The following is a 25,938-nucleotide window of genomic DNA, read 5'->3' as shown; positions in this document are numbered from 1 at the left end:
TGGCCGGGTGACCGTACGGCGAACCGGGTCGGTCCCGTGACCGTCCGTCAGCGCTGCACGGAAAGTGATCCAGAACCCAGGTTCAACCGCCGCCGACACACTGTCCCGATCTGCTGCCTTCCTCAAGGCTGCGCTGCTGACGACCGGAAGTCGCCATTGAGCGGAGGCGCACTCCTATGAAGGGACTCGTCCGACTCTGGTCGCGGGCACGTTCCCAGCCAGGACGTCTCCAGCCACCACGAGCACGCCCAGAAGACCGATCACGCCGAAAGCGAAGCGCCAGCCGCCTGTGATCTCAAAAGTCAACGCGACAGCGCAAGCGATAACTACCGCCGCCGCCTGCAATGACAGAGGGCTGGCGTAAAGAGGCCAGCAGGACCTCACATCGAAAAGACGTAGAGAGCACTGCTGCCGCGCCGGTGTCCCCGTCTTCTCCACAGGAGCAGCATGTCCGCACAGCCGCCGGGCCTGTTGCACGCTGATCATTCCGTGCACCACTACGTCGGTATCGAAGATCAGTGCAGCCGGCGTCCTGCTCGCCGACAGTCGCCCGCCGCGCGCCCCACGACGAGTGTCCCAGCACAGCCAGAGATGCTCCCCCTTCATCGCCTCCGGCAGACCGAACTGGCCCGTGTCCGCATGGAAGCGCACCCGCTCACCGTGCGTCTGCACCTCCAAGTAGACTCCCCCTTCAGTCGCCGGCCCTCCTTCTGCGGCACTCGACCCGCCCTCCCGCGTGTAGCTCCCTCGGAGCGCTCGGTCAGCTCCGCCCAGACGTGACATCGAGCGGAAGCTGTATCTGTCCCAAACGTGATAGACGGAAGCAAGCAAGCAGATTACCCACAGCACGATGAAGCCCCAGCGCTCGAACGTCGGCATCGTCAGCCCACGCAGCTTCCATTCGAGACTGCGTTTGTCTCCAGCCACCGCTCCCAGTTCAGGTCGCGCCGGCGCATACAGAACCTGAACGAAGTCACCCGTACGCAACTGATCGTTCGTCGTCGTCTTGACGGTTGTCGCCACAGATTTCCTGCCGTCGGCGACAGGCAATGTCACGACCACTGTGGCTGTGTAAGGGTCCTTACCTCTGGACGACTTCCTCTGTACGTTGCTGACCTTCTCCGCACGTACGTACTCGAAGTGCGCCCCGGCAGAGTGAAGGCGTTCCATCGTTTCGTCTCTCTGCGCTGCCCCCCACGCCAAGGAGAGGATTCCGATGAGCGCACTGGCGAGCGCAATACCCCAGGCAGCGCTCCGAAACTGTCGCCCTCGTCTTGAAGGAAGCACACACGGCAGAGGAAGAGAACCAGGAGCAGGAGGACGATCAAGGGCACCAGCTACCGCGTTGGCGCGCAGAGCCTCACCGACTTCGGCCACAGATCGGCGCCCCCAGGACATCCGCTGCAGCGAGGCGATGCCAATCACGCTGAGCAGCAGAAGACCAAGAGCGGCCAGCATCAGCTGCCGCCGGACTTCCGGAGCTCCACAGAACAACCACAGACCTGGCAGAGTCAGCAGAACAGCGAGCCCCAACCGCGCACACCATGCCCCCACCTTCGAAGCAGTGTCGACGGGTACGTGATTCACTTGTGCACGAGCCATCAGCCAAAGTCCTCGCGAATACGGTCAAGCGCGCTTCCGGTTTTCTCAGCAGTTCCCTGCTCGGCCGCTGTCCGCGTCTTTTTCGCACTCTTGTCCACGCTGTCGAACCCGTCCTTCGCCGCGTTGGCGGCGACACCCCCTGCTACCGGGGTAGTGGCGCCCCACGCCGCGTCGGTACCGGCGACCTCGTGCTCCGATCGGCTCCCGGCGAAGGAAAAGTCGTTGTCGTTCCTCAGCCCACGAGCCAAATCGTCGAAACCTCGGTCCACGGCCCTGGCACCGCCGCCGAGGCCGCCGGCTGCGCCTCCGGTAACACCAGTGACGAGGCTTTGCCGGATGTCGTAGTCCTCGCCCTGACGCACAGAGTCCACGTAGTCCCCCGACATGCCTCCCGCCGCACCACCTGCGATCCCGCTTGAGATTTCCTTGCCCCCCAGCGCAGTCACAGCCTTACCTGTGACGGTACCAACAGTCGCGCCCGTCAGCCCGCCGATCATGTTGGTGCCGACTTCCCATCCCTTACCGCTCAGCTGGCTGGTGACCATCCCTCCGGCAGTTCCTCCAGCCCAGTTCAACGCCCCCTCGGTGACGAACTTGCCCACCTTCCCTCCGTTGTACAGAGTGCGGAAGATGGCACCGATCTCGCGCAGAAGGTTTCCCAGACGGCCAGCGGCGTCAAGTGCTCGTGTGACCAGCATCGTGACGCGTGCGGTACCGGCGGCTGCCGAGACGCCAAGCGTAAGGAACGACATACCTACGGAGACACCGATGGAGATACCGATCTCCAGGTAGATGTCGTGAATTTCGTCATTGACCTCTTGGATGCATTTGGCGGCATCTTCAAGACCCTTGGCCGTTTCCTCGAAGTCGTTCGTAGCGCTCCGCACAGCAGCGGCGAACTCGCCCCAATGCGCTTGGAAGGCATTGGCCGCCTCGCCCCGCCAAGTGTGGCCTACTGTCCCCCTGACGTCCCTGTCCAGGGAGGTGACCAAGCCCTCGACGTCGGTCTTCAGTTGGCGCCATGCTTTGGCTGCGGATTTCAACTCGTCCGGACGACCACCGGGATTACAGACTTCAATACCCAGTTCGATGATCTCTTCGGCTGCGGACTCGTTCCCGCTCACTGACTGCCACCCGCCTGCTTCCCGAAGAGAACTGCGAGGTCATCGTCTGTCGCCTCGGTATCGCGATTTACCTTGCGCAGAGCCTCGGCGATCGCGTCCATGTGCTCATGCACGGCTTTCATCGCACTGACGACGTCGGCGGAGTACGAGATGTAGGCGGAAGTTACCTCTGCCGATTCAGCCAGAACGCCGAAACCGTCAGCAATCGCCTCTTCTCCGGTTTCTTCTTCGAAGTTTTTCAGGTACGCCCTCAAGTCGTACGCCTGCAACTCGAACTTTCGAGCCAGTTCCCTGCCCGCGCCCGGCTCATAGTATGAAGTCTCGCTGTTTGACATTCTTCCCTTACATCGGCGCCATACATCCGGGCGAGCGTTTCCGCCGACGCCTGCGAACAGTAATTACTGCCATTGACCGGGTTGCGGAGGCTGTTGGGCGTAGGGGTTGGGCTGCTGAGGCGGGTAGCCCGCGCCATAAGAAGGCGTCCCGGCTCCGGGGCCTCCGGGACCAGAGCCGCCGCCGCGGTTACGACGACTACGGACCACCGCAAAGACGATGACGGCTACGATCACAACTGCCGCGATGCCGCCGATGACGACGACCTTGCTGGTGAAAGAGTCATCTCCCTGGGTTTGCGAGGAATCCGCTTTCCCGGCCGCGCCACTGGTGGCAGAGTCTTCCTTGAGCTGACCGAGGGGGTTTTCTTTCGGGCCTGCAGGGATGTCCATCGTGAGCGCGGAGTATGGGCGGACGATGCCGTAGCCGTATTCTTCGTCGGGTGCCTTCAGTCCCTCGTGCTGCTTCAAGGTGGCCGACTTGATCAGGCGGTTGATTACCTGACCGGCGGAGAGGTTAGGAAATTTGGAACGAACCAGGGCGGCAGCAGCTGACACATAAGCCGTTGCGTCTGAAGTTCCACTAGCCACACCGTACCCGTTGGACATCGTGTTATTTGCACCGACGATGTCGACACCGGGCGCTGTGAGAACTAGCCCCTTGCCGGTATTCGAATCCGTCCATACGTTAGCGTCTTGATCCACGGCACCGACAGATACAACTCCGGGCAGTGCCGCCGGTTCACTCACAGCTACCGATCCCGAGTTACCGGACCCTGCAACAACTACCACATCATGCGCCTGGGCATAAGCGATGGCCTCACGGCCATCGCTCGTTGTCTTCGATCCTCCTTGAGCCGCAAACGACATATTGATTACTTTCGCGCCATTGTCCACAGCATACTTAACTGCCGAACCCCAAGTCTCGTCTAGATTCCTATCTTGCTTCGTCTGCAGGGTACGCAATGGCAAAATTTTGGCTTTCGGCGCCAATCCAATGACACCGGAATCACTGCCGGAGCCGTGCCCATGGCCCGCGATAAGACTCGCCATCTTGGTGCCATGACCGACAAGATCTTCGTGGGCGTCCCCGGCACCTGTGAAATCTTTTCCCTCCAGGACTTGCCCGGTTAGATCGGGATGCGTGTCGTCGACGCCAGAGTCGACGACTGCCACGATGACGCCCGCTCCTTGCGATTCGGCCCAGACATCCTCCGCTGCAAAGGCGCTTAGGGGCCACTGCCGATCTCTGATGTAATCCGCAGAGGCTGTTGGCGCCGCAGTGAGGAGCAGCGCTCCTGCCAGTGCCACGACTCCTGTCGTGGACCAGACTCGCCTGAAAGTCATTGTCCTGCTCCTCACTCAATTACTGCTGGAGTGTCCAGCATCGACACAGACGAGCCGCACGACTGATGCGTGCGGCTCGTCTGCGCGTCTATTCGATGGTCCGCGGTACGTTCCGGTTACGGTCTTGCTCAGAGATCCAGGTCTCCTCGTCCTCGACGAGGTAGTCCGGACGGTCTCCAGTGTTGTTCTCGTCCTCGGGTCGACGGCCCTTACGGCCCAGGGAGCTTGCTCCTCCGCCAGCTGCAGCTCCGCGTTGCGTTCCACCCCGACTGCCGTGCAGACCAGCACCTCCGCCGGTCCCCTTACTACTGATCCCCTTGGCCGCACCCACTACGCCACCACGGGACTTCGCGAGAGCTCCACGACCGCCCGCACCAGCGCCGGCACGACCCGCTGCACCTGCTCCAGCACCCGTGCCACCGATACCGGCACGACCGCCGGCCCCACGTCCCGCTGCTGTACCGCCGGTGTTACTTCCTCGCCCGCCGCTGATTCCAACACCGCGCCCGGTCCCGCCACTTCGGCCGACGCCGACCCCTCCGCCTGGCGCCACAACACCCAACCCTTGAGTACCACCGGCGCCGCCGCCAGCACTACCGCCCACAGCGCCCCCGGTCATGCTGGTACTAGGTCCCGTAAGCCCGGGAGCAATGCCGTCTACCTTCGTCTTCGACGTGGGCAGCTGAGTGGCTCCCGTAATGGTGCGACCAGGAGACACGGAGGGGGCGGGTGTGATGGTGCTGGTGGAACCTGCGTTCCATGGCTTGCTAGTTGAACCCGAGCCACTTGGCCGTGATGCGCTTCCGCTAGGAACGTTGACGGCTGGGGGATATTCCACATTGCGGCTTGGCTCCCCGACGTATCCGTCGTCATCGACCACAGGATTATTGTTGAAGTTCCGCGTGACCCGCATGTATTGAGCACCCAGGTTCTCCATGACTGCAACGCCATTGAGTTGGGCTTCTCGGCTCGCACCGATTTTACCTTCGTTGATCTGCGCAATCTCCGCAGTCGTCAACTTCCGGTCTTTCAGGTCGTTAGCGACTGCTTCACCATTGTCCCATTGCCAGTCACTGAGGGCGTCACCGACCTTGGCCCAGCCGCTGGGCTCTTTGATATCGTCCAGCTGGTCTTTGTACCTGCGCAACTGCGAGCCAGCATCGATCATCTGACTACTGTTGAGGTCTGCCTGCCAAGCCGCGTTGCGGAGACTCTGCGCGATCTTGCGCGCCTCTTTCTCGAATGCTTGAGCAGCTTCGCCCTCCCAGTGCTCCAGGACGTTGTCGATCGACTTTTCCAGCGCTCCCGCAATGCCGCCATCTGAGTCGCCAGCGAGAATCTCACTCACCTCGCCCCAGTGATGGCCAACATTCTCAATCGCGCCTGGGTTAGTCCCCTCAAGCATTTGCTTGAGCTCTTTGAGTGAGTAGTTGATGAAAGAAGTCTTAGTCTGCGGTCGATCTGGGTCCGCAACACAGACATCACTTTCGATTACAGGGGCGGGCAGTCCCTTGTCACCGGCCATTTTGCTTTCTCCTTACTGGGTGAGAGTTGATCCGGCTACTTGAAGGACCCTTCCCCTCCACCCCCCATTTGATTCTTGTTTGCGTATTCCTGCTCGGTGTACTTGTCTTTTACCTTGGAAGTACTTTTACCGAACTGGTCAATCAGGTTGTGGAGCTTCTCAATCGCGCCCTCTAGGTCACTTTTTGCTGTCTGATGAGCACTGAAGAGATCGCCCGCTTCCTTGAACGTCGCCCCGTTCCCGAACGCACTAACCGAGATCTCCGTGTTGTACTTCGACGTCTCCCCCGCCTTGTCCATGTCGTCCAGCAACGACCAAAGCCTCCGGATCACCTCATCCAGAGCACTAAGATCAACCCGCATTCCGCTACTCATACCCCGTTGTCCTCTCCCCTGTTATTCAAGTCTTCAGCGTTCGACAGCCGAGTCATCGGCCAGCCCCGCCAGTCCGCCGACTACGCCAGTCCCGCACAGCCACCCCGCCCCCCGCAACCACCAGGGCCAAGGTCACCCCGATGCCCAGTACGTAGATGGCCGTCCGGCGTTCCCGTTCCGTCTCGCTTTCGCCCATGGTCACTGCCATGGGGACGACTCCGTCGGAGCCGGCCTCGACCGGGGGGTCCGGGGTCGGGGTGGTTGCGGGGGTGGACTGGTCGGACAGGGCCGCGACCGGGTCGATCACGCCCCAGCCGAGGTAGCGGTTGGGGCCGCGGCCCGGGCGTTGGGCCGTTTCCTCGATGCGGGTGGCGATCTGGGCCGCGCTCCACTTCGGGTTCTTTTCCTTCAGCAGGGCCGCGACGCCTGCCACGTACGGTGCCGCGAAGCTCGTGCCGTCGGCGGTGCACTGGCCGCCCTTGGGGACCGTCGAGACCATGCCGACGCCCGGTGCCGCGATGTCCACGAAGTCGCCCGCCTGCGAGAAGTAGGCGCGCTCGTCGTTGCGGTCGGAGGCGGCCACCGCCAGGACGCCCGGGTAGGAGGCCGGGTAGGTGTCGGCGGACTTGCCGTCGGCTCCGTCGTTGCCGGCCGCCGCCACCACCAGGACGCCCGCGTCCACGGCTGCCGCCACGGCGTTGCGCAGTTGGAGGTTGTCCTCCTTCTCGGCGGTGTCCGAGGAGATGTTGATGATCTCCGCGCCCTTGGCGACCGCGTCACCGATCGCCTGCGACATCGTCTTCGAGTTGCCCTGCTCGTCCTCTCCGCCGGTGTAGCGGTAGGAGAGGATCTTGGCGTCGGGGGCCAGGCCCACGAAACCGGTGCCCGCGATCTGCCGGGCGGCGATGATGCCCGCGACCCGGGTGCCGTGGCCCTCGAGGTCCTCGGTGCCGTCGGTGGAACCGACGTAGTCCTTGCCGCCGGCGGCCATCGCGCCGCGCAGTTGCGCGTTGGAGTCGTCGACGCCCGTGTCGATCACCGCGACGGTGACGTCCTTGCCCGTCGCCTGTCCCCACAGCTGGTCCAGCAGGACCCGTTGGAGTGACCACGGCGTGGACTTGATGACGTCGCCGCCGAAGACGCACTCCGTGCTGGCCGACAGGCCGAAGTCGGCGACGGCGGACTCCGGGGAACCGGTGTCCGCCAGCGCCGGTGGCGCCGCGGCCAGGCAGACGCCGGTCACCGCGAGCGCACCGAAAGCCCGCTGAAGTGCGCGGGTTCCACTGGTGCGGCTCTTGGTGCGGCAACTGCTGCGGCCACTCGTACGGGCTGTCCGGACCTTCACGATCAGGCCCTCCATCTTCAGGCTCCCAAGGCGTACTTGCGCTCCTCGGGGTACATCCCTGAAGCAGAGTTCGGCCCAGCCGACGACATCGCGTCCGCTGGGCCGATCTGCTTCATGTCACATCCCCCGGGTCGTGACGGGCCGGCTCAGCCCCAGGTCGAGGCGTTGCTCTTCTCGGTGGCCTGGTAGTTGTCGGCCGCGCTCTGCAGCGCCGTGGAGATCTTCAGCAGCGTCGCGTGCAGGTCCTGGGCGGTCTGGTCCCATTCGCGCTGCTTGCGCTGGTAACCCTCCTGCGCCTCGCCTTCCCAGGTGTTGGCGACGCGCTTGACCGCGGCCTCGAGGTCGTCGAGCTGCTGCTTGATGCGACCCGCGGTGGTCTTCACATCCGTGGACGCGTTGGTGATCGTTGCGTAATTGACGAGGATCGACATCGTCGCTCCCTTTCAGGAGTAGTCAGGAAGAGTCGTGGAAGGTCAGTAGAGAGGGACTCGGACCGGCACGGAGCGACCGTGGTCGGTCGTCGGCGGTCGGAGTCGGGAAGAACAGCTCAGGTCAGCTCGGCGTGATCAGCCGAAGTCGGACATGATCTTGCTGATCTCGGAGTTCTGCTGCTCCTCGGACGCGGAGTAGTTGCTCCGCGTGGAGTCCACGGCTTCCTGGATGTCGGCGAGGATGTCGCTCATCTTCTTCGCATCCGTGTTCCAGCGGTCCTGAAGCTGGCGGTAGGACTGCGCCGCCTGGCCCTGCCAGCCGCCGGCGATCTGGTCGATCACTCCGTTGAGGCGGCGGATCTCTCCCTGCAGCTGACCGTTGACGGTGGTGATGTCACCGGAGAGCTTGGTGAGTTCGTCCTCTGTTACCCGGAACTGGCCGGCCATGGTGAAACCTTCCCCGTTGTCGTCGTTGCTCCGGGAACCTTCTCGGGCCCCCGGAAAGTTTCGCAGCGTTGAACGCTGCGAACACTCTATCGTCAGCCTGTCACTCCGACACAGACCTGACCAATCAGTTACACGGCTTACACACTTGGGCGATCAGACTGTGATGCCCATGCCGTGACATGCCTCCCCGGCCCGTCGTCCGTCACTGGCTCTGCGGCTGCGCCGCGCTGCCCGTGTCCAGAGTGGGGCCCTTCGGGATGAACGTCGCCCAGGTCTGGGGGACGATCGCGGGGCTGGAGACGTCCTCGTAGCCCAGTCGGGTACGCGCCTTGTCCGTCTCGCTCGCCTCGCCCTCCGAAGCGGAGGAACCGTCGCTGTCCGACGCCTCGCTGTCGTTGTTCGCCGGCAGCGCGTACCGCAGGCCCGTGTCGGTCAGCAGGTACGTCGCGCCGCCGCCGGCCGCCGTACCGGCGACCTCCTGGAAGAGGAGTCCCGAGCCGGACGAGACGGAGGCGCTCAGCGAGTCGGCGACGACCTTCTTCGGGTACGTCGTCCCGGCCCAGGCGGCCAGCTCCGGCTTCTGGTCCTCGCCGATGGTCCCCTTGTACACGCTGCACGAGGTGGTGTACGCCTCGTCGGTCGCCGTCGCCGCCGGGTTGGCCTGCCCGGGAACGGACTGGGGCCAGCCCTTGTCGGCGTAGAACTTGTCGGCGGCGCCGCCGTTGGCCGCGATGATGGTCTGGGTGTCGACCTGGATGTCGTCGATGCCGTCCGTCCCGTACGCCTGCTGGGCGGCGGGCGACGCCTTGAGCAGGTCGGCGACGAACGGCGTGACCGCGGCGACCTTGTCCTCGAGGACGACGTAGTACTGCTCGCCCTGCGCGTCCTTGGCCTTGAGCACCCGGCCCACCGTGGCCGCCGCCGCGGGCAGTCCCCGCACCGAGGTCGGTTCGCCGACGGACGGGACCTGCGGGAAGGCGATCTCCCCGCCGTCGTTGAGGGTGCTCAGCCACTCCTGGCTCACCGGCTGCGGCTCGGCCGAGACGCCGATGACGGCGGCCCGCAGCTGCTCCATGGTCGTGGTGTTCACGCCCGACTCACCGCCCAGCAGGAAGCGGTTGCCGTCGCCGTCGACCAGGTACTGCGCGCCGGTCTTGGAGTCGGTGACGTACAGGGCCTCGCGGGCGTCGACCTTGCCGGTGTCGTCGAGCGACTTGGCGTCGGCGGCGTCGAGGACGAAGACGGCCCGGTCGATGGCGTTGGTCGAACCCGGCGCCGGGCGCTCGCACACCGCCCAGGTCTTCGGCTTCTCCGCGTCCTCCTTGGCGGGCAGCCGGTCGGGGGCGTAGGGGATGCCGAGGGTCGCGCCGTGCGGGATGTCGCTCTTGTCGATCTCCTTGCCGGCGACCTCGATGACGCTGCCCTTGCCCTTGTCCAGGAGGAGCTTGGCGGAGGCGTAGTTGAGGACGGGGTGCAGGGTCGGCGTCTTCTTGCCGTTCGACGCCTCGTCGTTGAGGACGACGTAGCGGGTCGTGGAGTCGCTGTCGACGATGATGTACTCGCCCGGGGTGTCCCAGCCCTGGGGCGCCGTCGGCTTGATCACGCCCCAGGCGAGGAAGCCCACCACCAGTACGACGCCGACCGCCAGGCTGGGCATCACCGTACGGACGGGGCGCGGGGCGCCCTCCTCCGAGCCGCCCGGCGACGGTGCCAGGAACGCCGCGACAGTGCGCTTGCGCGCGAACGTGTAGGCGGCGAGCTCGTCCTGACGCTTTGCCATGGTCCCCGTATCTCCCGTTTTGTCATGCTCGATCGCGTGGTGTTGGTTCGATCGCGCGGGGGGCACGGCATCGTTCGCACTCGAAGCCCGACGCGCCCGAAACCCGACGTACCCGAAGGCCGCTCCGCCCACCCGGGCACCTACTATGCCCTGCGCCGCGGAACGCCGGTCCACCAGGTGTGCGGCCGTCCCCGCATCTTCACAGAGCTTCCCCGCCGCACCGCGCCGTGCGGGGCCGGTCCATGACAGGCTGACTGCCCGGGGTTCGCCGTCCCCTGTGTCGCCTCGCGTTCCGCAGCGGGTACCGTGAGCCACTCGCATGGATGATGGGGCCGTCGACGCCCCTGGCCCGTCGCCGGGACCTCCGCGGAGGCTCTCGCCGACGATCGGCCGCACACTTCGCGAAAGGGATGTCCGGGGGATGAGCAGCGGTACGAGCACTCGGCGCGGAAACCGCGCACAGCAGCGACAAGGGGGTCCGGCGAGCGGCAGACGCGACTCCGCGCCCCCGGCCCCGTCGGCTCCCCCCGCCACCGCCTCGCCGCGCACCCTGCCCCGCCCCGGCGGTCTGGGCCCGGTGCGGCTCCAGCAGCTCATCCTGGTGGAACTCGCGGCGGCGATCATGCTGGCCGCCTGGGTCGCCGACGTGTCCTGGCTGCTGATCCCGGCCGCGGTGGTGGCGGCCCTGTTGCTGCTCCTGGCGGTACTGCGCCGCGGCAGCCGTCCGCTGCCCGAGTGGTACGAGACGGCCCGGGCGCTCAAGCGCCGCCGGCGCGAGGCGAAGCTGCCCGTCGCACCGGGCACGGACCCGATGCTGGCCGCCGTCGTGGAGTGCGACCCCGCCCTGCGCACCTACGAGTTCGTGTCCCGTGACGACCGCTCGATCGGCATGATCGGCGACGGCACCTTCCTGACCACCGTGCTCTTCGTGCAGCCGGCCGACCAGCCGCTGCGCCCCGAGTCGGCCGGCCGGCAGCTGCCGCTGCGGCTGATCCAGGAGGCCCTGGAGGTCGACGGCATCCGGCTGGCCTCGGCCCAGGTCGTCCAGCACACCCAGCCGGCGCCCGCGCCGCACCTGCCCCCGCAGTCGCTCGCCGCGCGGTCCTACGGTCCCCTTCAGGCCCAGACCGGCTCTCCCGCGCTCCGGCTGACCTGGGTCGCTCTCAAGCTCGACCCGGAGCAGTGCCCGGAGGCGGTACAGGCCCGCGGGGACGGTGTGCCGGGCGCTCAGCGTGCCCTGCTGCGGGTGGCGGACCAGCTGGCGAGCCGGCTGGCCGGGGCCGGCTTCAAGGCGACCATCCTGGACGAGACCGAACTGGTCCAGGCGCTGGCGACCTCCAGCTGCCTGAACCCGCGGGTCAACGCCCAGCACACGCAGGACGGACGGTCCGCCCAGCGGCGTACGGTCGAGTCGGTACGGACCTGGCGGGTCGACGACCGCTGGCACACGACGTACTGGGTGTCCCGCTGGCCCCAGTTGGGCAACGGCGGGGTGGCGCTGCCCGAACTGGTCACGCGGTTCACCTCGCTGCCGGTGCTCGCCACGACGTTCAGCATGACCCTGAGCAAGGCCGGCAACCGGGGTGTCGCCCTCACCGGGCACGTCCGGATCACCGCTCGCGGCGACGACGAACTCGGTGAGGTGGGGCGCGAGTTGGAGCGGGCCGCGAGCGCCGCGAAGGCCGGTCTGGTCCGTCTCGACCGGGAGCAGGTTCCCGGCGCCCTCGCCACTTTGCCGCTCGGAGGTACGTGCTGATGTCCCACCCCGCGTCGACCATGCCTCCTGGCGGGCCGGGCCAGGGCGCCCCGGCCCGCACCCCCGCGCACGTGGCCTCGCCGACCGACACCGGCCTGATCCCCGTCATCCGGCAGCCACAGCCGCCCCAGCAGCAGCGCCGCATCGTCAGCCCGGGTTTCGGGCTGCGCGGCCCGCGCCGCAACCGCCATGTCGTCACCGCCGAGGAACTGGCGGCGATCAGCATGCCGATCGGTGACGACGGCGTACTGATCGGCGCGGACCAGGACGGGCAGCCGGCCGTGCTCGGGCTGTCCCGGCCGACCGCCTTCGACGTCGCGCTGGTGGGCGGTCTGTGGCTGGCCCAGGTACTGGCGCTGCGGGCCGCCGCCACCGGAGCGCGGGTGGGCGTCGAGACCGGCCGCCCCCAGGCGTGGCAGCAACTGGCGCAGGCGGCCGGCGGCGGCCAGCAGTGCGTGACCGTCTACCCGGTGGGCCGGGTGCCCGCGCAGGGGCCGTCCGTCTCGAGCCCGGTGGTGCTGTTCCGGGACTGCGGCATCCGCCCGCCGCGCGGCCGGGTGACCTCCGTGCCGTGGCAGGCCGTGGTGACGGTGCTCCCCTTCGTCAGCGAACACGCGCCGCGCTGGCTGGCGCAGGCCCATCTCGTCGGGATTCAGCGCATCTCCCCTTACGAGACCGAGGTCGTACGTGACACTCTGGGCGTTTCCAACGAACACCTCCAGCACCTGCCGAACCTTCACGACGGCGTCGCCCTGTGGTGCACTCGTAAGCACCACAAGTTCGTCATGACCGAGCCCACCGACGCGGAGACGGGCCTGCTGGGCGCGGCGCGCCGGATGGACTGACGCGTCGTCGTCTGCGAGGGCGGTGGGAACGGCCGCCCCCACGAGGCCCCTCCTGCCGCGCCCGTGGGGGCTTTTCCGTCCCGCCATGCGAGTGATTAGGCTTCTGGTGGTGCGGTGACGATCGCAGTCGCGTGGGACTCGCCACTCGGTCCGCCCGGCCGAGACGACGACCAGCTCAGCAGCAGTGGCTGACCAGGAGGCAAGCAGTGAACAGGGATCGGTCCGAGTACAACGGCGGCAGCCCTTCCTCGGACGGGGACGATCACGACGTGGATCTCACCGGCGAGTTCGAAATCGTCTACACGCCTCCTGCCTGGTACGCACAGAGTACGCAGAGCGGGTCGCCCGCCGATGCGCAGCAGCCGTCCGCGCCCCCTCCGCCGCCGCCCGCGGCCGGGCCGCCGGTCGGTCCGCCCACCGGGCCGCCGGTCGGTCCGGCGCCGGGGGGTCCCGGGCCGGTACGGCCGCCGGCCCCGGGCGCGCCCCAGCGGCCCGCCCGGCCCGCGCCGTTTCCTGGTCCTGTTCAGCCGGGTGCCCCGGCGGGGGGCTACGGCTTCCCGCCGCCGTCGGCGCCGGGCGGCTCGCCGGCTCCCGGCGGGTACGGCTACCCGCAGCAGGGCGCGGCCGGTGCGCCGGGGCCCGGTCAGGACCCGCCGGGCGCCGCACCGGCGCCCCAGCCGCCGGCCGCTCCCGGTTTCCCCGTCCTACGGCCGGTCGACCAGGACGTCCCGCCGCCGAGCGCCCCTCCCGCGCCGGGGGTCCCCACGGCTGCCGTCCCGGACCAGCCCGCCCCGCCCGTACCGACGGAGGCGGAACTCAACCACGCCTCGGCCGACGCCGAGGCGGCGCGGCTGTTCGGCGCCGACGACGACGCGGCGCGGCCGGAGCGCCCGAGTCACGCGGCCGGGCCCGCCGACTCCACCGAGACCGAGACCGAGACCGGGTCCGACGCGGGCGACGAGGCGTCGGCGGACGTCGGCTCCGCCCAGGACTCCGCCCCCTCCCCCGCCCCCTGGACCGAGACGGGGGCCGCACCGACGGCGGCGGAAGCCATGTCGGAAACCGGCTCGCACCCGGCACATCCGGCGCACCCGGTGTCCGCCGCCGAACCGCCGCCCACCGCACCCGCGGCCCCACCCGCCACCGCCGACACGCCCTCCGCCGTACCCCCGCCGCCCGCGCCCGACGCCCCGCCCGTCATGCCGGGCTCCGCGCCCGCCGCTCCCGGCCCCATGCCCGCGGCCCAGGCGCAGCAGGATCAGGCACAGCAGGCGCAAGCCCAGCAGCCACAGCCACAGGCACAGCAGCCGCAGCCGGAGCACCCCGCCGGACAGGCGCCAGTGCCGCCCGCGCCCGGCCAGCAGCCGCTGCCTCCGCTGCCGCAGGGATTCCCGCCCGCGCACCCCGGCCAGGAGGTGCCGCAGCAGCCCGGCCCGTACGGCGCGCCGGGGCAGGCGCCCGGACCCGGCTACCCCCAGGCCCCCGGCCAGTCGCTGCCCGGACAGCCCGGTCACCAGGCGCCCCCGCAAGGGGCGTTCGGCCCGCCCCCGCAGCCCGGCTACCCCGGTGGGCCCGCCAGGCAGCCGGCACCGGGAGATCCGCGTCAGGCGCCCCAGCCATCCCAGTCGGGGGCCGACGGGTACGGCTATCCGCAGCAGGCCGGTCAGCCACCGGTACAGCCCGGGTACGGCTATCCGCCCCAGCCGGCCGGATACGGCTACCCGCAGCCCGGTCAGCCGCCGCACCAGCAGCCCCCGGCCCAGCCTCAACCCCAGCCCCAGCCCCAGCCGCACCCCCAAGCACCGCAGCAGGCACAGCAAGCGCAGCAAGCGCAGCAAGCGCAGCAAGCGCAGCAACAGCCCGGCGCCTACGGCAATCAGGGCTGGTCGGCTCCGCCCGGTCCGCAGCCCGGCGGGCCGGGTGCCAACCCGCAGCAGGCCGCGCCGGGTACGCCGCTCGGCTACAACGCCGCGGTGGAGCTGACCTCCGACCGGCTGCTGCGCAACCAGCCCAAGGCGCGCAAGAACAACCCGGGTCCGTCCCGCTTCAAGTTCGGCGCCAAGAAGGAGGAGGCCGAGCGGCAGCGCAAGCTCGGGCTGATCCGTACGCCGGTGATGTCCTGCTACCGCATCGCGGTGATCAGCCTCAAGGGCGGTGTCGGCAAGACCACGACGACGATGGCGCTGGGCGCGACCCTCGCCTCCGAGCGGCAGGACAAGATCCTGGCGATCGACGCCAACCCGGACGCCGGCACGCTCGGCCGCCGGGTCCGGCGCGAGACCGGCGCCACCATCCGCGACCTGGTGCAGGCGCTCCCGCAGCTGCACAGCTACATGGACATCCGCCGCTTCACCTCGCAGGCGCCCTCGGGCCTCGAGATCATCGCCAACGACGTGGACCCGGCGGTGTCGACGACCTTCAACGACCAGGACTACCGGGCCGCGCTCGACATGCTGGGCAAGCAGTACCCGATCATCCTCACGGACTCGGGAACCGGTCTGCTCTACAGCGCGATGCGTGGCGTCCTCGACCTCGCCGACCAGCTGATCATCATCTCCACCCCGTCGGTGGACGGTGCGAGCAGCGCGTCGACCACGCTCGACTGGCTGTCCGCGAACGGGTTCGCCGATCTCGTCCAGCGGTCCATCACGGTGATCTCCGGGGTCCGCGAGACCGGCAAGATGATCAAGGTGGAGGACATCGTCGCGCACTTCGAGACCCGCTGCCGCGGGGTCGTCGTGGTGCCCTTCGACGAGCACCTCGCGGCCGGTGCGGAGGTGGACCTGGAGATGATGCGTCCCAAGACCCGCGAGGCGTACTTCGATCTCGCGGCCCTCATCGCCGAGGACATCGCCCGTACGCAGCAGGGCTTCGGCAACCCGAACATGCAGTACCCGCAGCAGCCCCAGCAGGGGTACGCGCCCCCGCCGCAGCAGCAGCCGTACCCGGGGGCCGGCGGCGCCCCGCAGCCCGGGCAGGGGTGGCAGCAGCAGCCCCAGCAGCCGCCCGCACCGGGCCAGGGCTGGCAGCAGCCGCCGCCGCAGAATCCGCAGCAGCCCCCGCAGCAGGGCGCCGTACCGCCCGGCTGGACCCAGCAGTAGCGCAGCCCAGCGGCCAACGGTCAGGGCCCGTACCGACGTGGAATCCGGTACGGGCCCTGACCGCCCATTGCCGCTCGGCTGCTAGGCCCGCTCGCCGGCCTCCGCCACCAGTTCCCGGCACCGCTGGACGTCCGCCGCCATCTGCTCCAGCAGAGCCTCCAGCGTGTCGAACTTCGCCTGGCCGCGGACGAAGGCCAGGAAGTCGACGGCGACGTGCAGCCCGTACAGGTCCAGGCCGACGCGGTCGATGGCGTACGCCTCCACCGTGCGCTCGGTGCCCTCGAACTGGGGGTTGGTGCCGACCGAGATCGCGGCCGGCATCGCCTCGCCGGCCGCGTGCAGCCAGCCCGCGTAGACGCCGTCGGCCGGGATGGCGGTGTGCGGGAGGGTCTCGACGTTGGCCGTGGGGAAGCCCAGTTCGCGGCCGCGCTGGGCGCCGCGGACGACGACGCCCTCGACGCGGTGCGGGCGGCCGAGGATCTCGGCGGCGCCGCGCATGTCGCCCTCGGCGACCAGGCGCCGGGTCAGGGTCGAGGAGAAGGGCTGTCCGGCGCCCGCGTCACCGGTCACGTACAGGTCGACGACCTCGACCTCGAAGTCGTAGACGCGGCCCTGTTCGGTGAGGAACTCGACGTTTCCGGCGGCCCGGTGGCCGAAGCGGAAGTTGGGGCCCTCGACGACCGCCTTGGCGTGCAGTCGGTCGACCAGCACCTTGACCACGAAGTCGGCCGGGGAGAGGTTCGAGAACTCCTTGGTGAAGGGGAGGATCAGGACGGCGTCCACCCCCAGCTCGGCGCAGAGTTCGGCGCGGCGGTGGTGCGGGGCCAGCAGGGGCGGGTGGCTGCCGGGGCGGACGACCTCGCTGGGGTGCGGGTCGAAGGTGACGACGACGGCCGGGACGCCGAGCGCGCGGGCCCGGTCCACCGCGTGCCGGATGATCAGCTGGTGCCCGCGGTGGACGCCGTCGTAGGAGCCGATGGTGACGACGCTGCGTCCCCAGTCCTCGGGGATGTCCTCCAAGCCACGCCAGCGCTGCACTGTGTCTGCTCCTTGTCGCAAACTCGTCGAGAACCCTGCCTCTTGTCGCAGGTCTAAGGGTGCCATGCCGCCCGCCTCGGGCCCGCATCGGCATGGAATGTGACCGGACGCACGCGGCCCGGTCCTCGCCTCACACCCGCCTCATGCCGGGACGCCCAGGCCGGCCAGGCCCTCGACGGTCCGGCGGGCGTCGGGACCGACCAGCGCCGACCACTCCTCGGGCGCGCCGGCCAGCCAGCCGGCCAGCCGGGCGGCGAAGCCGGGGACCTGCCGGGCGAGCGTGACCAGCGCGGTGTCGAAGCGGGCGGCGCCCTCGGGAGTGCGGACCAGCCGGCGGCCGACGCGGCGGACCAGGGCCCGCAGCCCGTCGCCGGGTCCGTGGCCCGGCAGGACGGCGGCGCGCAGCAGCGCCTCCAGGACGGCGGGCTCGCGCTCGTCGTCCAGCAGGATGTCGCGGAGTTCTTCGCGCAGCGAGGCCCGGTACGTGCTGCCCGGGGCGCCCAGGACGGTGGCGAGCGCGCTGCGCAGCGGCTCCGGGCCACTCGCCAGCAGCCCGGTGACCAGCGGCAGGAGCGTGGCGCGGGCGGCTTCCGGGTGCTGGCCGAGCCGCCGGTCCAGGTACCCGGCCACCTGCCCGGCGGTCGCCGGGCGCTCCGCCACGGCTTCCGCCAGCACCTGGCCGACCCGGCCGGCCACCTCGGGCGTGGCCGCGTCGGCCAGCCGGCGCAGCGCTTCCCCGGCGTCCGGGGCGCGCAGCCGGGCCCGGAAGGCGTCGAGCACCGGCGCCGGATGGGTGGGCAGGGCGACGGCCAGCGCGCTCGGCGGGAGGTACGGGTCGCCCGCCGCGAAGTGGCGCAGCGCCCGTTCCAGATGGCGGTCGCGGCTGCTGGGGTCCTGCACCAGCAGGGCCAGGGCCGCGCCGTGCAGCGGGCTGTCGGCGGAGCGGACCAGCAGCGCGAGGGCGCCGTAGCGCAGCAGTTGGCGGTCGGTCTCGGTGCGCGCGTGCGGGGCGGCGCGCAGTCCGTAGGTCACGGCTGCCGCGCGCCGCGCGTGCCGCTCGTCGCGCGCCCACCGGTCGACGGCGCGGCACAGCGCGGACGGCTCCTCCTCGGCGAGCACGCCGAGCAGTTCGCCGGCCCGGTGGTGCGCGCTGGCCACGAGCACCTCGACCAGGTCGTCCGGGGCGCGGCGGCGGTGGGTGTGCAGCAGTGCCTGCGCGGCGGTGGCCACGGTGGCGTGCGGGGCGGCGGGCAGCGGCCGTTCGTCGTCGAACCAGCGGACCAGCAACGGCTGTACGGTCTCGGGGGCGCCGGCCAGCAGTGCGGCGACCGCGTCGAGGTGCCGGGGGCCCGGCTCGTGCGCGGGCCCGTCGACGCGGACGAGTCTGCGGAGCAGGTCGAGGCGGGTGTCTTCGGAGACCGGCAGCGCGGTCCAGAAGGCCGGTCCGAACTCGTGCGGTACCGGCCGCCCTGCCTCCCGCCGGGCCGCGACCGCGTCGGCGAGCCGCCGCAGCACGTCCGTGTACGGCACCGGATCGGGCACCCGGGCCAGGACCCCGGCGAGCAGCCGGGCGGTCCACCAGGAGTACGGGTCGGCGTCCAGGGCACGGGTCAACTCCCTGAGCCGCTCGATGAGTCGGGCCGTCCCGTGCTGGCGGGCCAGAAGGAGCAGGGCCTCGACGACGGGGCCGATGCGGTGGTGCGGCACGGGCGGCACGGGCGGCACCGGCGGCGGGGGTTCGTGGACCAGGGCGCGCAGGGCTTCGTCCAGGTCGAGGTGGAGGCCCTGGAGCCAGTCGGCGAGTTCCTCGTGCGCGAAGCGGTAGCCGTGGCCGGCGGGCACCAGGAGGCCCTCGGCGAGGACGGCGGACGCCCAGCCCGTTCCCCAGGGGAACACCGCCTCGAACGACGCCCGGTCCAGCTCGCCCTGCCCCGGGGCGAGGGTGCGCCGGGCGGCCTCGTGGACCTGGCCGGCCACCTTCGCCGCGAGCCGCCGTACGGCCCGGCCGCGCAGGCCGTTCTCGGTGGCCAGCCGGGTCGCGACGCGCAGGCAGACCAGGTCGAGGTGGGCCGCGAACACGTCGTCCCGGCGCAGCGGGGCGGGCTGTCCGCCGGTGCCGGTGGGGTCGTCCAGGGCCGCCCGGACCTCGGAGTACAGGCGGAGGGTGAGGGGGTGGCGGGCGTCGGCCGGTGCGAGCGCCCCCTCCGGGACCCGGAGCCGGGCCCGGACCCGCCGCGCCTCGTCCTCGGTCAGGTCGCCGAGCGGGACGCGGGGCGGCGGGCTGCCGGACGGGACGGCGGCGGGGGCGGAGGCATTGGCGGAGGCGGGGTCCGGTACGGGGGCGTACAACAGGTCGTGGGGGAACGCCGTCCCCGCCCGCTCCCAGTACTCGCCCCGGCAGGCCACGACCAGCCGGGTACCGGTCCGCCGCAACCAGTCCGCCGTGCCCGAACTCCACTCGGCCAGCCGCCGGTCCAGCCCAGGCGGCATCTCCTCGGGCCCGTCGAGAAGAATCAGCAGCGGCCGCCCGGCCTCCCGAGCGAGCCGAGCCAACCGCTCCGGGCTGACGTCCCCCAGCCCGGAGCCACTGGGGTGGGCGGAGGGCGCCGGGTCATCGGGCGGTGCTGAGCCATCGAGGGGCGTCAAGGCAGGTGAGGCGGTTCGGGCTTGAGGGGCTTGAGGGGCTTGAGGGGCTTGAGGGGCTTGAGGGGCTTGGGGAGCTTGAGGGGCTTGGGGAGCTTGAGGGACGGATGGGACCTCCGGAGCATCTGGGACCGCTGGGCCTTCCTGACGCGCCGGGCCTACCTGACTCGCCGGACCTTCCTGACGCGCCGGGCCTACCTGACTCGCCGGACCTTCCTGACGCGCCGGCCCCCGGCCCTCCTCCCCCCGCCCCGCCCCCACCCGCACCCCGCCGAACCCGTTCAGCCCGTCCGGGCCCACCCCCGCGGCCACGATCCGGGCCGCCCGTTCCAGGGCCCGCCCCGCCGCGTCCGCCACGGACGCGTCGTCGGCACGCAGATCGGCTCCGCGCAGCCACAGGGTCGGAGCGGGCCGCGGGCCCCGGCCGCGGCGGTCGGCGAGGGCCGCCAGTTCCGTCGTACGGCCGCTGCCGGGGGCGCCGACGAGGCCGAGGACATACGTCGCACTCTCGGCGAACGCGGCGAACTCCCGTACCGTCTCCGCCCGTTCGACGGGCGGTGCCGCGAGGACCGCGCCGGTCCGGCCCACCGGGGCGCCCGCCGGGCGGTCCTGTCCGACCGAGGTCGCCGTCAGCTCCAGTACGCCCGCCGGATTGAGGTCGGTGCCGTACGCCGGGACGGTCGCCGCGTTCTCGGCGAGCAGTTCGGCGAGGGGACCCGGCACGTGGGCGGGACGCAGCGGCACGGCGAAGCCGAGGTCACTGTGGCCGGACCGCAGCGCGGTGCCGAGGACACCGAGCACGGCGCCGGTCGTCGCGTCGAGCACCGGCCCGCCGGCCGCTCCCCCGCCCAGCCTGAGCGCGTCCCGGCCCAGGGTGCCGACCGCCAGTTCCAGCGCGGCGCCGATGAAGTGGAAGCCTTCCGTGGACGTGTACGTCACGTCGGCGAGGCCGAGCACGCGGGCCTCGCGCCAGCCGCCGGCGGCGATGCGTACGTAGCTTCCGACGGCCGGTCCGTCCCCCGCCGTCAGCGGCAGCGGGGCCAGACCGAGGCCCTCGGTGCGGACCAGGGCGAGGTTCAGACCGGGCAGCGGGACGATCGCGTCGGCGGTCACGGTGCGGCGCCGGTCGCGGGCACCGTGCAGGACCAGCCGGGGCAGGCCGTCGACGGCCTCGTGGCTGGTGACGACCGTGCCGTGGTGGTCGGCGACGAATCCCGTGCCGCGCGGGCGGCCGGCCAGGTCGTGGATCCGGACCAGGGCGGGTCCGGCCGGGGCCGGCGGCGGACCGCCCGCCCCCGGCAGCGGGCCGCTCTCACCTCGCGGCGGCTCGATCCCAGGCGACGGTCCGACCCCGGCCGGCAGTCCGGTCCAGGGTGACACCTCTCTCCCCGTCGACATCTCGCTCCCCGCTCCGTCACCGGGTGTCTCCCGGGACCGGTTCCGCGATGTCATCGTCGGACCTCCCCCGCCGTACGCCGTGCGCTGTCTCCGACGGTAGGCGGGTGATGATCAGCGGGACAGATCACGTAGCGAACGCGCCCCCTTGCACTCCCCCGGTTCACTCCGAGCGCCTGCCCGGACGGGTGAACAAAGGGGGTGGGTTGGATACACCCTAGGGGGTGGGGGAACCGAGGGGGGACCGTGGAGCGGCGGCAAGGACGACCCCGTGTCCGCCGCTCCACGGACAGCACGAACGCCCCGGCCGAACCGCACCCTCAGCCGAAGACGGCCAGGCTCTTCGCCTTCCCCCGCTGCTCCTCGACCAGCGCGAGCAGGCCGCCGCCGGAGCCGAAGACGGCCACCGCGCCGGCGCCCGCGTACGACTCGGGCATCTCCAGTCGTACGCCGTTCAGGAGCAGCCGGGCCCGGCGTTCGTCCACGTCCCAGCGCGGAAAGGCCGCGCCGGCGGCCTCGGCGACCGGCATGACCGTCAGTTCCTGCTGGAGCTGGTCCAGCGTCTTCGCCGCGTCCAGCTTGTACGGCCCGACCCGGGTGCGGCGCAGCGCGGTCAGATGGCCGCCGACCCCGAGACCGGCGCCGAGGTCGCGGGCGAGTGCCCGGATGTACGTACCGGAGGAGCAGACCACCGAGACCACCAGGTCCTGGACGGGGGTGCCGTCCTCGGCGGTGTCCGCGCGGACGTCGTAGACCGTGAAGGACGAGACGGTGACCGGGCGGGCCGGGATGTCGAACTCCTCGCCCTCGCGCGCCCGCTTGTAGGAGCGCACTCCGTTGATCTTGATGGCGCTGACCTTCGACGGCACCTGCATGATGGCGCCGGTCAGCTCGGCGATCCCGGCGTCGATCGCGTCCCGGGTGACCTTCGAGGCGTCGGCGCGCCCCGTGATCTCGCCCTCGGCGTCGTCGGTCAGGGTGGTCTGGCCGAGCCGGACGGTCCCCACGTACTCCTTCTCGGTGAGGGCGAGGTGCCCGAGCAGCTTGGTGGCCCGCTCCACGCCGAGGACCAGGACGCCCGTCGCCATCGGGTCGAGCGTGCCGGCGTGCCCGACGCGTCGGGTGCGGGCGATGCCGCGCATCTTGGCGACGACGTCGTGCGAAGTGAAGCCCGACGGCTTGTCGACGATGACAAGGCCGTCGGGCGTGGTGTGCTTGTCGGTCATTTAGCGGTGTCGTCCGTCTCGTCGGCCGCGTCGGACTCGTCCTCGTCGTCCTCGCCCGGCTTGCGGTACGGGTCGGCCTCGCCGGCGTAGCGGGCGCCCGCGGACACCTCGCGCACCTTGGCGTCGGACTGCCGGGCCTTGTCGAGGAGGTCCTCGATGTTCTTGGCGGTGTCCGGCAGGGCGTCCATGACGAAGGCGAGGGTCGGGGTGAACTTCACGCCCGCCGCCTTGCCGACCTCGGAGCGCAGGATGCCCTTGGCGCTCTCCAGGCCGGCCGCGGCGGCCGCCCGCTCCTCGTCGTCGCCGTAGACCGTGTAGAAGACGGTCGCCTCCCGGAGGTCACCCGTGACCCGGGTGTCCGTGATGGTGACGTGGGAGCCGAGCCGCGGGTCCTTGATCCCGCGTTGCAGCTTCTGGGCCACCACTTCCCGGATGAGGTCCGCCAGCCTCTTGGCCCGCGCGTTGTCGGCCACTGGTCCGTCTCCTTCGTAACTGTCCTGCTGCTTGCTTCAGTCTTCGTCGCTGTGGATTCTGCGTCGAACGGAGAGCAGTTCCACCTCGGGCCGCGCGGCGACCAGGCGCTCGCAGCGGTCCAGTACGTCGGTGAGGTGTCCCGTGTCCCCGGAGACCACCGCGAGTCCGATCTCGGACCGGCGGTGGAGGTTCTGGTTGTCCGTCTCGGCCGCGCTCACCGCGTACTTGCGCTGGAGCTCGGCCACGATCGGGCGGATGAGAGAGCGTTTCTCCTTCAGCGAGTGGACGTCGCCGAGGAGGAGGTCGAAGGACAGTGTCCCCACGTACATGTGTGATCCGGATGTCCCGCCGGTTCGGGGTACGGGCGCCGTGCTCGGACGCCGATACCGGAACCGTACACGCAACGGCCGGGGCCGATCGACGGAAATAAGTCCCGCCGATCGGCCCCGATCGCGTGCTACGCCGGTCAGACGCGCGGCTTCTCGCGCATCTCGTACGTCGCGATGACGTCGTCGACCTTGATGTCGTTGAAGTTTCCGAGGTTGATACCGCCCTCGAAGCCTTCGCGGATCTCGGTGACGTCGTCCTTGAAGCGCCGCAGACCCTCGATGTTGAGGTTCTCCGCGATGACCTTGCCGTCGCGGATGAGGCGCGCCTTGGTGTTGCGCTTGACCTCGCCGGAGCGGATGAGCACACCCGCGATGTTGCCCAGCTTGGACGAGCGGAAGACCTCGCGGATCTCCGCCGTGCCGAGCTCGACCTCTTCGTACTCCGGCTTGAGCATGCCCTTGAGGGCCGCCTCGATCTCCTCGATCGCCTGGTAGATGACCGAGTAGTACCGGACGTCCACGCCTTCGCGCTCGGCCATCTGCGCGGCACGCCCGGCGGCGCGCACGTTGAAGCCGATCACGATGGCGTCGGAGCCCATCGCCAGGTCGATGTCGGACTCCGTGACCGCACCGACGCCGCGGTGCAGGACCCGGATGTCGACCTCTTCGCCGACGTCCAGCTGGAGCAGCGAGGACTCCAGGGCCTCGACGGAGCCAGAAGCGTCACCCTTGATGATGAGGTTGAGCTGCTGGACCTCGCCGGCCTTGAGCACCTTGTCCAGGTCCTCCAGGGAGACCCGGCGGGTGCGCTTGGCGAACGCGGCGTTGCGCTCGCGGGCCGCGCGCTTCTCCGCGATCTGGCGGGCCGTACGGTCCTCCTCGACCACGATGAAGTTGTCGCCGGCGCCCGGCACGTTGGTCAGGCCGAGGACCTGGACCGGCGTCGAGGGACCCGCTTCCGGCACGTTGTTGCCGTTGTCGTCGAGCATGGCGCGGACGCGGCCGTAGGCGTCGCCCACCACCATCGTGTCGCCGACCCGCAGGGTGCCGCGCTGCACGAGGACCGTCGCCACGGCACCGCGGCCGCGGTCGAGCCGGGACTCGATCGAGATGCCCTGCGCGTCCTGGTGCGGGTTGGCCCGCAGGTCGAGCGAGGCGTCGGCCGTCAGGATCACGGCCTCCAGCAGCGAGTCGATGTGCAGACCCTGCTTGGCGGAGATGTCGACGAACATGGTGTCGCCGCCGTACTCCTCGGCCACCAGGCCGTACTCGGTCAGCTGACCGCGCACCTTGGTCGGGTCGGCGCCCTCGACGTCGATCTTGTTGACCGCGACGACGATCGGGACCTCGGCGGCCTTGGCGTGGTTGAGCGCCTCGACCGTCTGCGGCATGACGCCGTCGTTGGCGGCGACGACGAGGATCGCGATGTCCGTCGACCGGGCACCACGGGCACGCATGGCGGTGAACGCCTCGTGACCCGGGGTGTCGATGAAGGTGATCTTGCGCTCTTCGTCGTTGACCTCGGTCGCGACCTGGTAGGCACCGATGTGCTGGGTGATGCCGCCGGCCTCGCCCGCGATGACGTTGGTCTTGCGGATGGCGTCGAGCAGCCGGGTCTTGCCGTGGTCGACGTGACCCATGACGGTGACCACCGGCGGACGGACGACCAGGTCCTCCTCGGACCCCTCGTCCTCGCCGAACTCCAGGTCGAAGGACTCGAGAAGCTCGCGGTCCTCCTCCTCCGGGCTGACGATCTGAACCGTGTAGTTCATCTCGCCGGCGAGGAGCTGGAGCGTCTCGTCGGAGACCGACTGGGTGGCCGTGACCATCTCGCCGAGGTTCATCATGACCGCGACGAGCGACGCCGGGTTGGCGTTGATCTTCTCCGCGAAGTCGGTGAGCGAGGCACCGCGCGACAGGCGAATGGTCTCGCCGTTGCCGCGAGGCAGCATCACGCCGCCGACCGACGGGGCCTGCATGGCCTCGTACTCCTGGCGCCGCTGCCGCTTCGACTTGCGACCGCGCCGCGCGGGACCGCCGGGACGGCCGAAGGCGCCCTGCGTGCCACCACGGCCACCGGGACCGCCGGGACGACCGCCGAAGCCGGGACGGCCACCGCCGCCGCCGAAGCCGCCGCCGCCACCGGGACGACCGGCGAAACCGCCGCCGCCACCGGGACGACCGGCACCGCCGCCGCCACCGCCGGGACGGCCGGCGAAGCCGCCGCCGCCCGGACGGCCGCCGCCGCCACCGGGACGACCGGCGCCACCGGGACCGCGACCCCCACCGGGGCCGCCGCCGGGACGCGGGCCGGCCGCCGGACGCTGCGGCATCATGCCGGGGTTCGGACGCGGACCGCCGCCGGGACGGGGACCCGCGGCGCCGCCCTGCGGACGGGGCATGCCGCCCGGCGTCGGACGGTTGCCGCCCGGAGCCTGCGGACGCGGACCGCCGCCCTGGCCGCCCGCGGCCTGCGGACGCGGACCACCGGCGGCGGGACCGCCGGGGCCGGGACGCGGGCCGCCGCCCTGCGGGCGCGGCGACTGCGGACGGGCCATACCGGCGTTGCCACCGGAGGTGAAGGGGTTGTTGCCCGGACGCGGGCCGGACTGCCGGCCGCCGGGACGCGGCGCCGGAGCGCCGGGACGGGCACCGCCGGAGCGGCCCTGACCGCCACCCTGCTGACCCTGGCCCTGGCCCTGACCGGGACCGCCGGCCGGACGGCCGCCGGGCTTCGGGGCACCGGGACGGGCGCCGGGGCGCGCACCGGACGGAGCCGGCGCCGACGCGGCCGGAGCGGCCGGCGGCGCGGTGAACTCGGGCG

19 protein-coding genes are annotated in these 25,938 nt (G+C 70.4%); 3 read left to right on the top strand and 16 right to left on the bottom strand.

Going from position 1 to position 25,938, the window contains the following annotated elements; translation table 11 throughout:
* Positions 1 to 174: 174 nt before the first annotated feature.
* The 10 genes from ACTT8P_RS31980 to eccB all read right to left on the bottom strand — a co-directional run bounded on the left by ACTT8P_RS31980 (position 175) and on the right by eccB (position 10,307).
* Positions 175 to 1,062, bottom strand: coding sequence for a hypothetical protein (locus tag ACTT8P_RS31980; protein WP_442835276.1), 888 nt, complete (start codon positions 1,060 to 1,062; stop codon positions 175 to 177).
* Positions 1,063 to 1,601: 539 nt separating this feature from the next.
* Positions 1,602 to 2,726, bottom strand: coding sequence for a WXG100 family type VII secretion target (locus ACTT8P_RS31975; RefSeq protein WP_442835275.1), 1,125 nt, complete (start codon positions 2,724 to 2,726; stop codon positions 1,602 to 1,604).
* On the bottom strand, positions 2,723 to 3,061 hold the full coding sequence (locus tag ACTT8P_RS31970) for a hypothetical protein (protein WP_442835274.1): 339 nt from the start codon (positions 3,059 to 3,061) through the stop codon (positions 2,723 to 2,725). Before ACTT8P_RS31970 ends, ACTT8P_RS31975 begins: the two co-directional genes overlap by 4 nt.
* A 63-nt stretch (positions 3,062 to 3,124) precedes the next feature.
* Complete coding sequence (mycP, locus tag ACTT8P_RS31965) at positions 3,125 to 4,405, bottom strand: type VII secretion-associated serine protease mycosin (RefSeq protein WP_442835273.1); 1,281 nt, start codon at positions 4,403 to 4,405, stop codon at positions 3,125 to 3,127.
* Between the two features lie 88 nt (positions 4,406 to 4,493).
* Positions 4,494 to 5,930 (bottom strand): WXG100 family type VII secretion target, encoded by a 1,437-nt coding sequence (locus ACTT8P_RS31960; protein WP_442835272.1) that lies wholly within the window; start codon positions 5,928 to 5,930, stop codon positions 4,494 to 4,496.
* Positions 5,931 to 5,965: 35 nt separating this feature from the next.
* The gene (locus tag ACTT8P_RS31955; protein WP_442835271.1) at positions 5,966 to 6,304 is read right to left on the bottom strand and encodes a hypothetical protein; all 339 of its coding nucleotides are present in this window, start codon (positions 6,302 to 6,304) and stop codon (positions 5,966 to 5,968) included.
* A gap of 52 nt (positions 6,305 to 6,356) precedes the next feature.
* Positions 6,357 to 7,547: a type VII secretion-associated serine protease mycosin gene (gene mycP / locus ACTT8P_RS31950; protein WP_442835270.1), complete on the bottom strand. Its 1,191-nt coding sequence runs from the start codon at positions 7,545 to 7,547 to the stop codon at positions 6,357 to 6,359.
* A gap of 248 nt (positions 7,548 to 7,795) precedes the next feature.
* Complete coding sequence (locus ACTT8P_RS31945) at positions 7,796 to 8,080, bottom strand: WXG100 family type VII secretion target (RefSeq protein ID WP_361163348.1); 285 nt, start codon at positions 8,078 to 8,080, stop codon at positions 7,796 to 7,798.
* A gap of 135 nt (positions 8,081 to 8,215) precedes the next feature.
* A complete protein-coding gene (locus tag ACTT8P_RS31940; protein ID WP_442835269.1) occupies positions 8,216 to 8,527 on the bottom strand; it encodes a WXG100 family type VII secretion target in 312 nt (103 codons plus the stop codon).
* Positions 8,528 to 8,729: 202 nt separating this feature from the next.
* Positions 8,730 to 10,307: a type VII secretion protein EccB gene (gene eccB / locus ACTT8P_RS31935; RefSeq protein WP_442835268.1), complete on the bottom strand. Its 1,578-nt coding sequence runs from the start codon at positions 10,305 to 10,307 to the stop codon at positions 8,730 to 8,732.
* A gap of 421 nt (positions 10,308 to 10,728) precedes the next feature.
* Between eccB and eccE the strand changes: the two genes are divergently transcribed.
* From eccE to ACTT8P_RS31920, 3 genes are all read left to right on the top strand, one after another.
* Entirely contained in the window at positions 10,729 to 12,063 is a 1,335-nt protein-coding gene (eccE, locus tag ACTT8P_RS31930) for a type VII secretion protein EccE (RefSeq protein ID WP_442835267.1), read from the top strand.
* Positions 12,063 to 12,908, top strand: a complete 846-nt coding sequence (locus ACTT8P_RS31925) for a hypothetical protein (protein WP_442835266.1) — start codon at positions 12,063 to 12,065, stop codon at positions 12,906 to 12,908. Before eccE ends, ACTT8P_RS31925 begins: the two co-directional genes overlap by 1 nt.
* 206 nt (positions 12,909 to 13,114) lie before the next feature.
* Entirely contained in the window at positions 13,115 to 16,009 is a 2,895-nt protein-coding gene (locus ACTT8P_RS31920; protein WP_442835265.1) for an SCO5717 family growth-regulating ATPase, read from the top strand.
* Positions 16,010 to 16,090: 81 nt separating this feature from the next.
* On the opposite strand, the gene ACTT8P_RS31915 is transcribed toward ACTT8P_RS31920, so the two are convergent.
* The 6 genes from ACTT8P_RS31915 to infB all read right to left on the bottom strand — a co-directional run.
* Positions 16,091 to 17,047, bottom strand: a complete 957-nt coding sequence (locus ACTT8P_RS31915) for a bifunctional riboflavin kinase/FAD synthetase (RefSeq protein ID WP_442835264.1) — start codon at positions 17,045 to 17,047, stop codon at positions 16,091 to 16,093.
* Between the two features lie 141 nt (positions 17,048 to 17,188).
* Positions 17,189 to 21,088, bottom strand: a complete 3,900-nt coding sequence (locus tag ACTT8P_RS31910; protein WP_442835263.1) for a trypsin-like peptidase domain-containing protein — start codon at positions 21,086 to 21,088, stop codon at positions 17,189 to 17,191.
* 317 nt (positions 21,089 to 21,405) lie between these two features.
* Positions 21,406 to 22,311, bottom strand: coding sequence for a tRNA pseudouridine(55) synthase TruB (gene truB, locus ACTT8P_RS31905; protein WP_442835262.1), 906 nt, complete (start codon positions 22,309 to 22,311; stop codon positions 21,406 to 21,408).
* Positions 22,308 to 22,784: a 30S ribosome-binding factor RbfA gene (gene rbfA / locus ACTT8P_RS31900; protein ID WP_442835261.1), complete on the bottom strand. Its 477-nt coding sequence runs from the start codon at positions 22,782 to 22,784 to the stop codon at positions 22,308 to 22,310. The genes truB and rbfA overlap by 4 nt, the downstream gene beginning before the upstream one ends.
* Before the next feature lie 36 nt (positions 22,785 to 22,820).
* Positions 22,821 to 23,114, bottom strand: coding sequence for a DUF503 domain-containing protein (locus tag ACTT8P_RS31895; protein ID WP_361163329.1), 294 nt, complete (start codon positions 23,112 to 23,114; stop codon positions 22,821 to 22,823).
* A gap of 137 nt (positions 23,115 to 23,251) precedes the next feature.
* Positions 23,252 to 25,938 (bottom strand): translation initiation factor IF-2 (infB, locus tag ACTT8P_RS31890; protein ID WP_442835260.1); only part of this gene is annotated, 2,687 nt, incomplete at its 5' end.

The organism is Streptomyces sp. JW3 (assembly GCF_052216785.1).
Taxonomy (GTDB): domain Bacteria; phylum Actinomycetota; class Actinomycetes; order Streptomycetales; family Streptomycetaceae; genus Streptomyces.
Note: the sequence above shows the minus strand (reverse complement) of the source record. Positions and strands in the feature narration are given on the sequence as shown.

Coding starts and splice junctions, on each gene's coding strand:
- ACTT8P_RS31960 (WP_442835272.1), bottom strand. CDS start 5,930: ATGGCCGGTGACAAGGGACTGCCCGCCCCTGTAATCGAAAGTGATGTC.
- eccE (WP_442835267.1), top strand. CDS start 10,729: ATGAGCAGCGGTACGAGCACTCGGCGCGGAAACCGCGCACAGCAGCGA.
- ACTT8P_RS31925 (WP_442835266.1), top strand. CDS start 12,063: ATGTCCCACCCCGCGTCGACCATGCCTCCTGGCGGGCCGGGCCAGGGC.
- ACTT8P_RS31945 (WP_361163348.1), bottom strand. CDS start 8,080: ATGTCGATCCTCGTCAATTACGCAACGATCACCAACGCGTCCACGGAT.
- ACTT8P_RS31970 (WP_442835274.1), bottom strand. CDS start 3,061: ATGTCAAACAGCGAGACTTCATACTATGAGCCGGGCGCGGGCAGGGAA.
- ACTT8P_RS31940 (WP_442835269.1), bottom strand. CDS start 8,527: ATGGCCGGCCAGTTCCGGGTAACAGAGGACGAACTCACCAAGCTCTCC.
- mycP (WP_442835273.1), bottom strand. CDS start 4,405: ATGACTTTCAGGCGAGTCTGGTCCACGACAGGAGTCGTGGCACTGGCA.
- ACTT8P_RS31955 (WP_442835271.1), bottom strand. CDS start 6,304: ATGAGTAGCGGAATGCGGGTTGATCTTAGTGCTCTGGATGAGGTGATC.
- ACTT8P_RS31895 (WP_361163329.1), bottom strand. CDS start 23,114: ATGTACGTGGGGACACTGTCCTTCGACCTCCTCCTCGGCGACGTCCAC.
- ACTT8P_RS31910 (WP_442835263.1), bottom strand. CDS start 21,088: ATGTCGACGGGGAGAGAGGTGTCACCCTGGACCGGACTGCCGGCCGGG.
- truB (WP_442835262.1), bottom strand. CDS start 22,311: ATGACCGACAAGCACACCACGCCCGACGGCCTTGTCATCGTCGACAAG.
- eccB (WP_442835268.1), bottom strand. CDS start 10,307: ATGGCAAAGCGTCAGGACGAGCTCGCCGCCTACACGTTCGCGCGCAAG.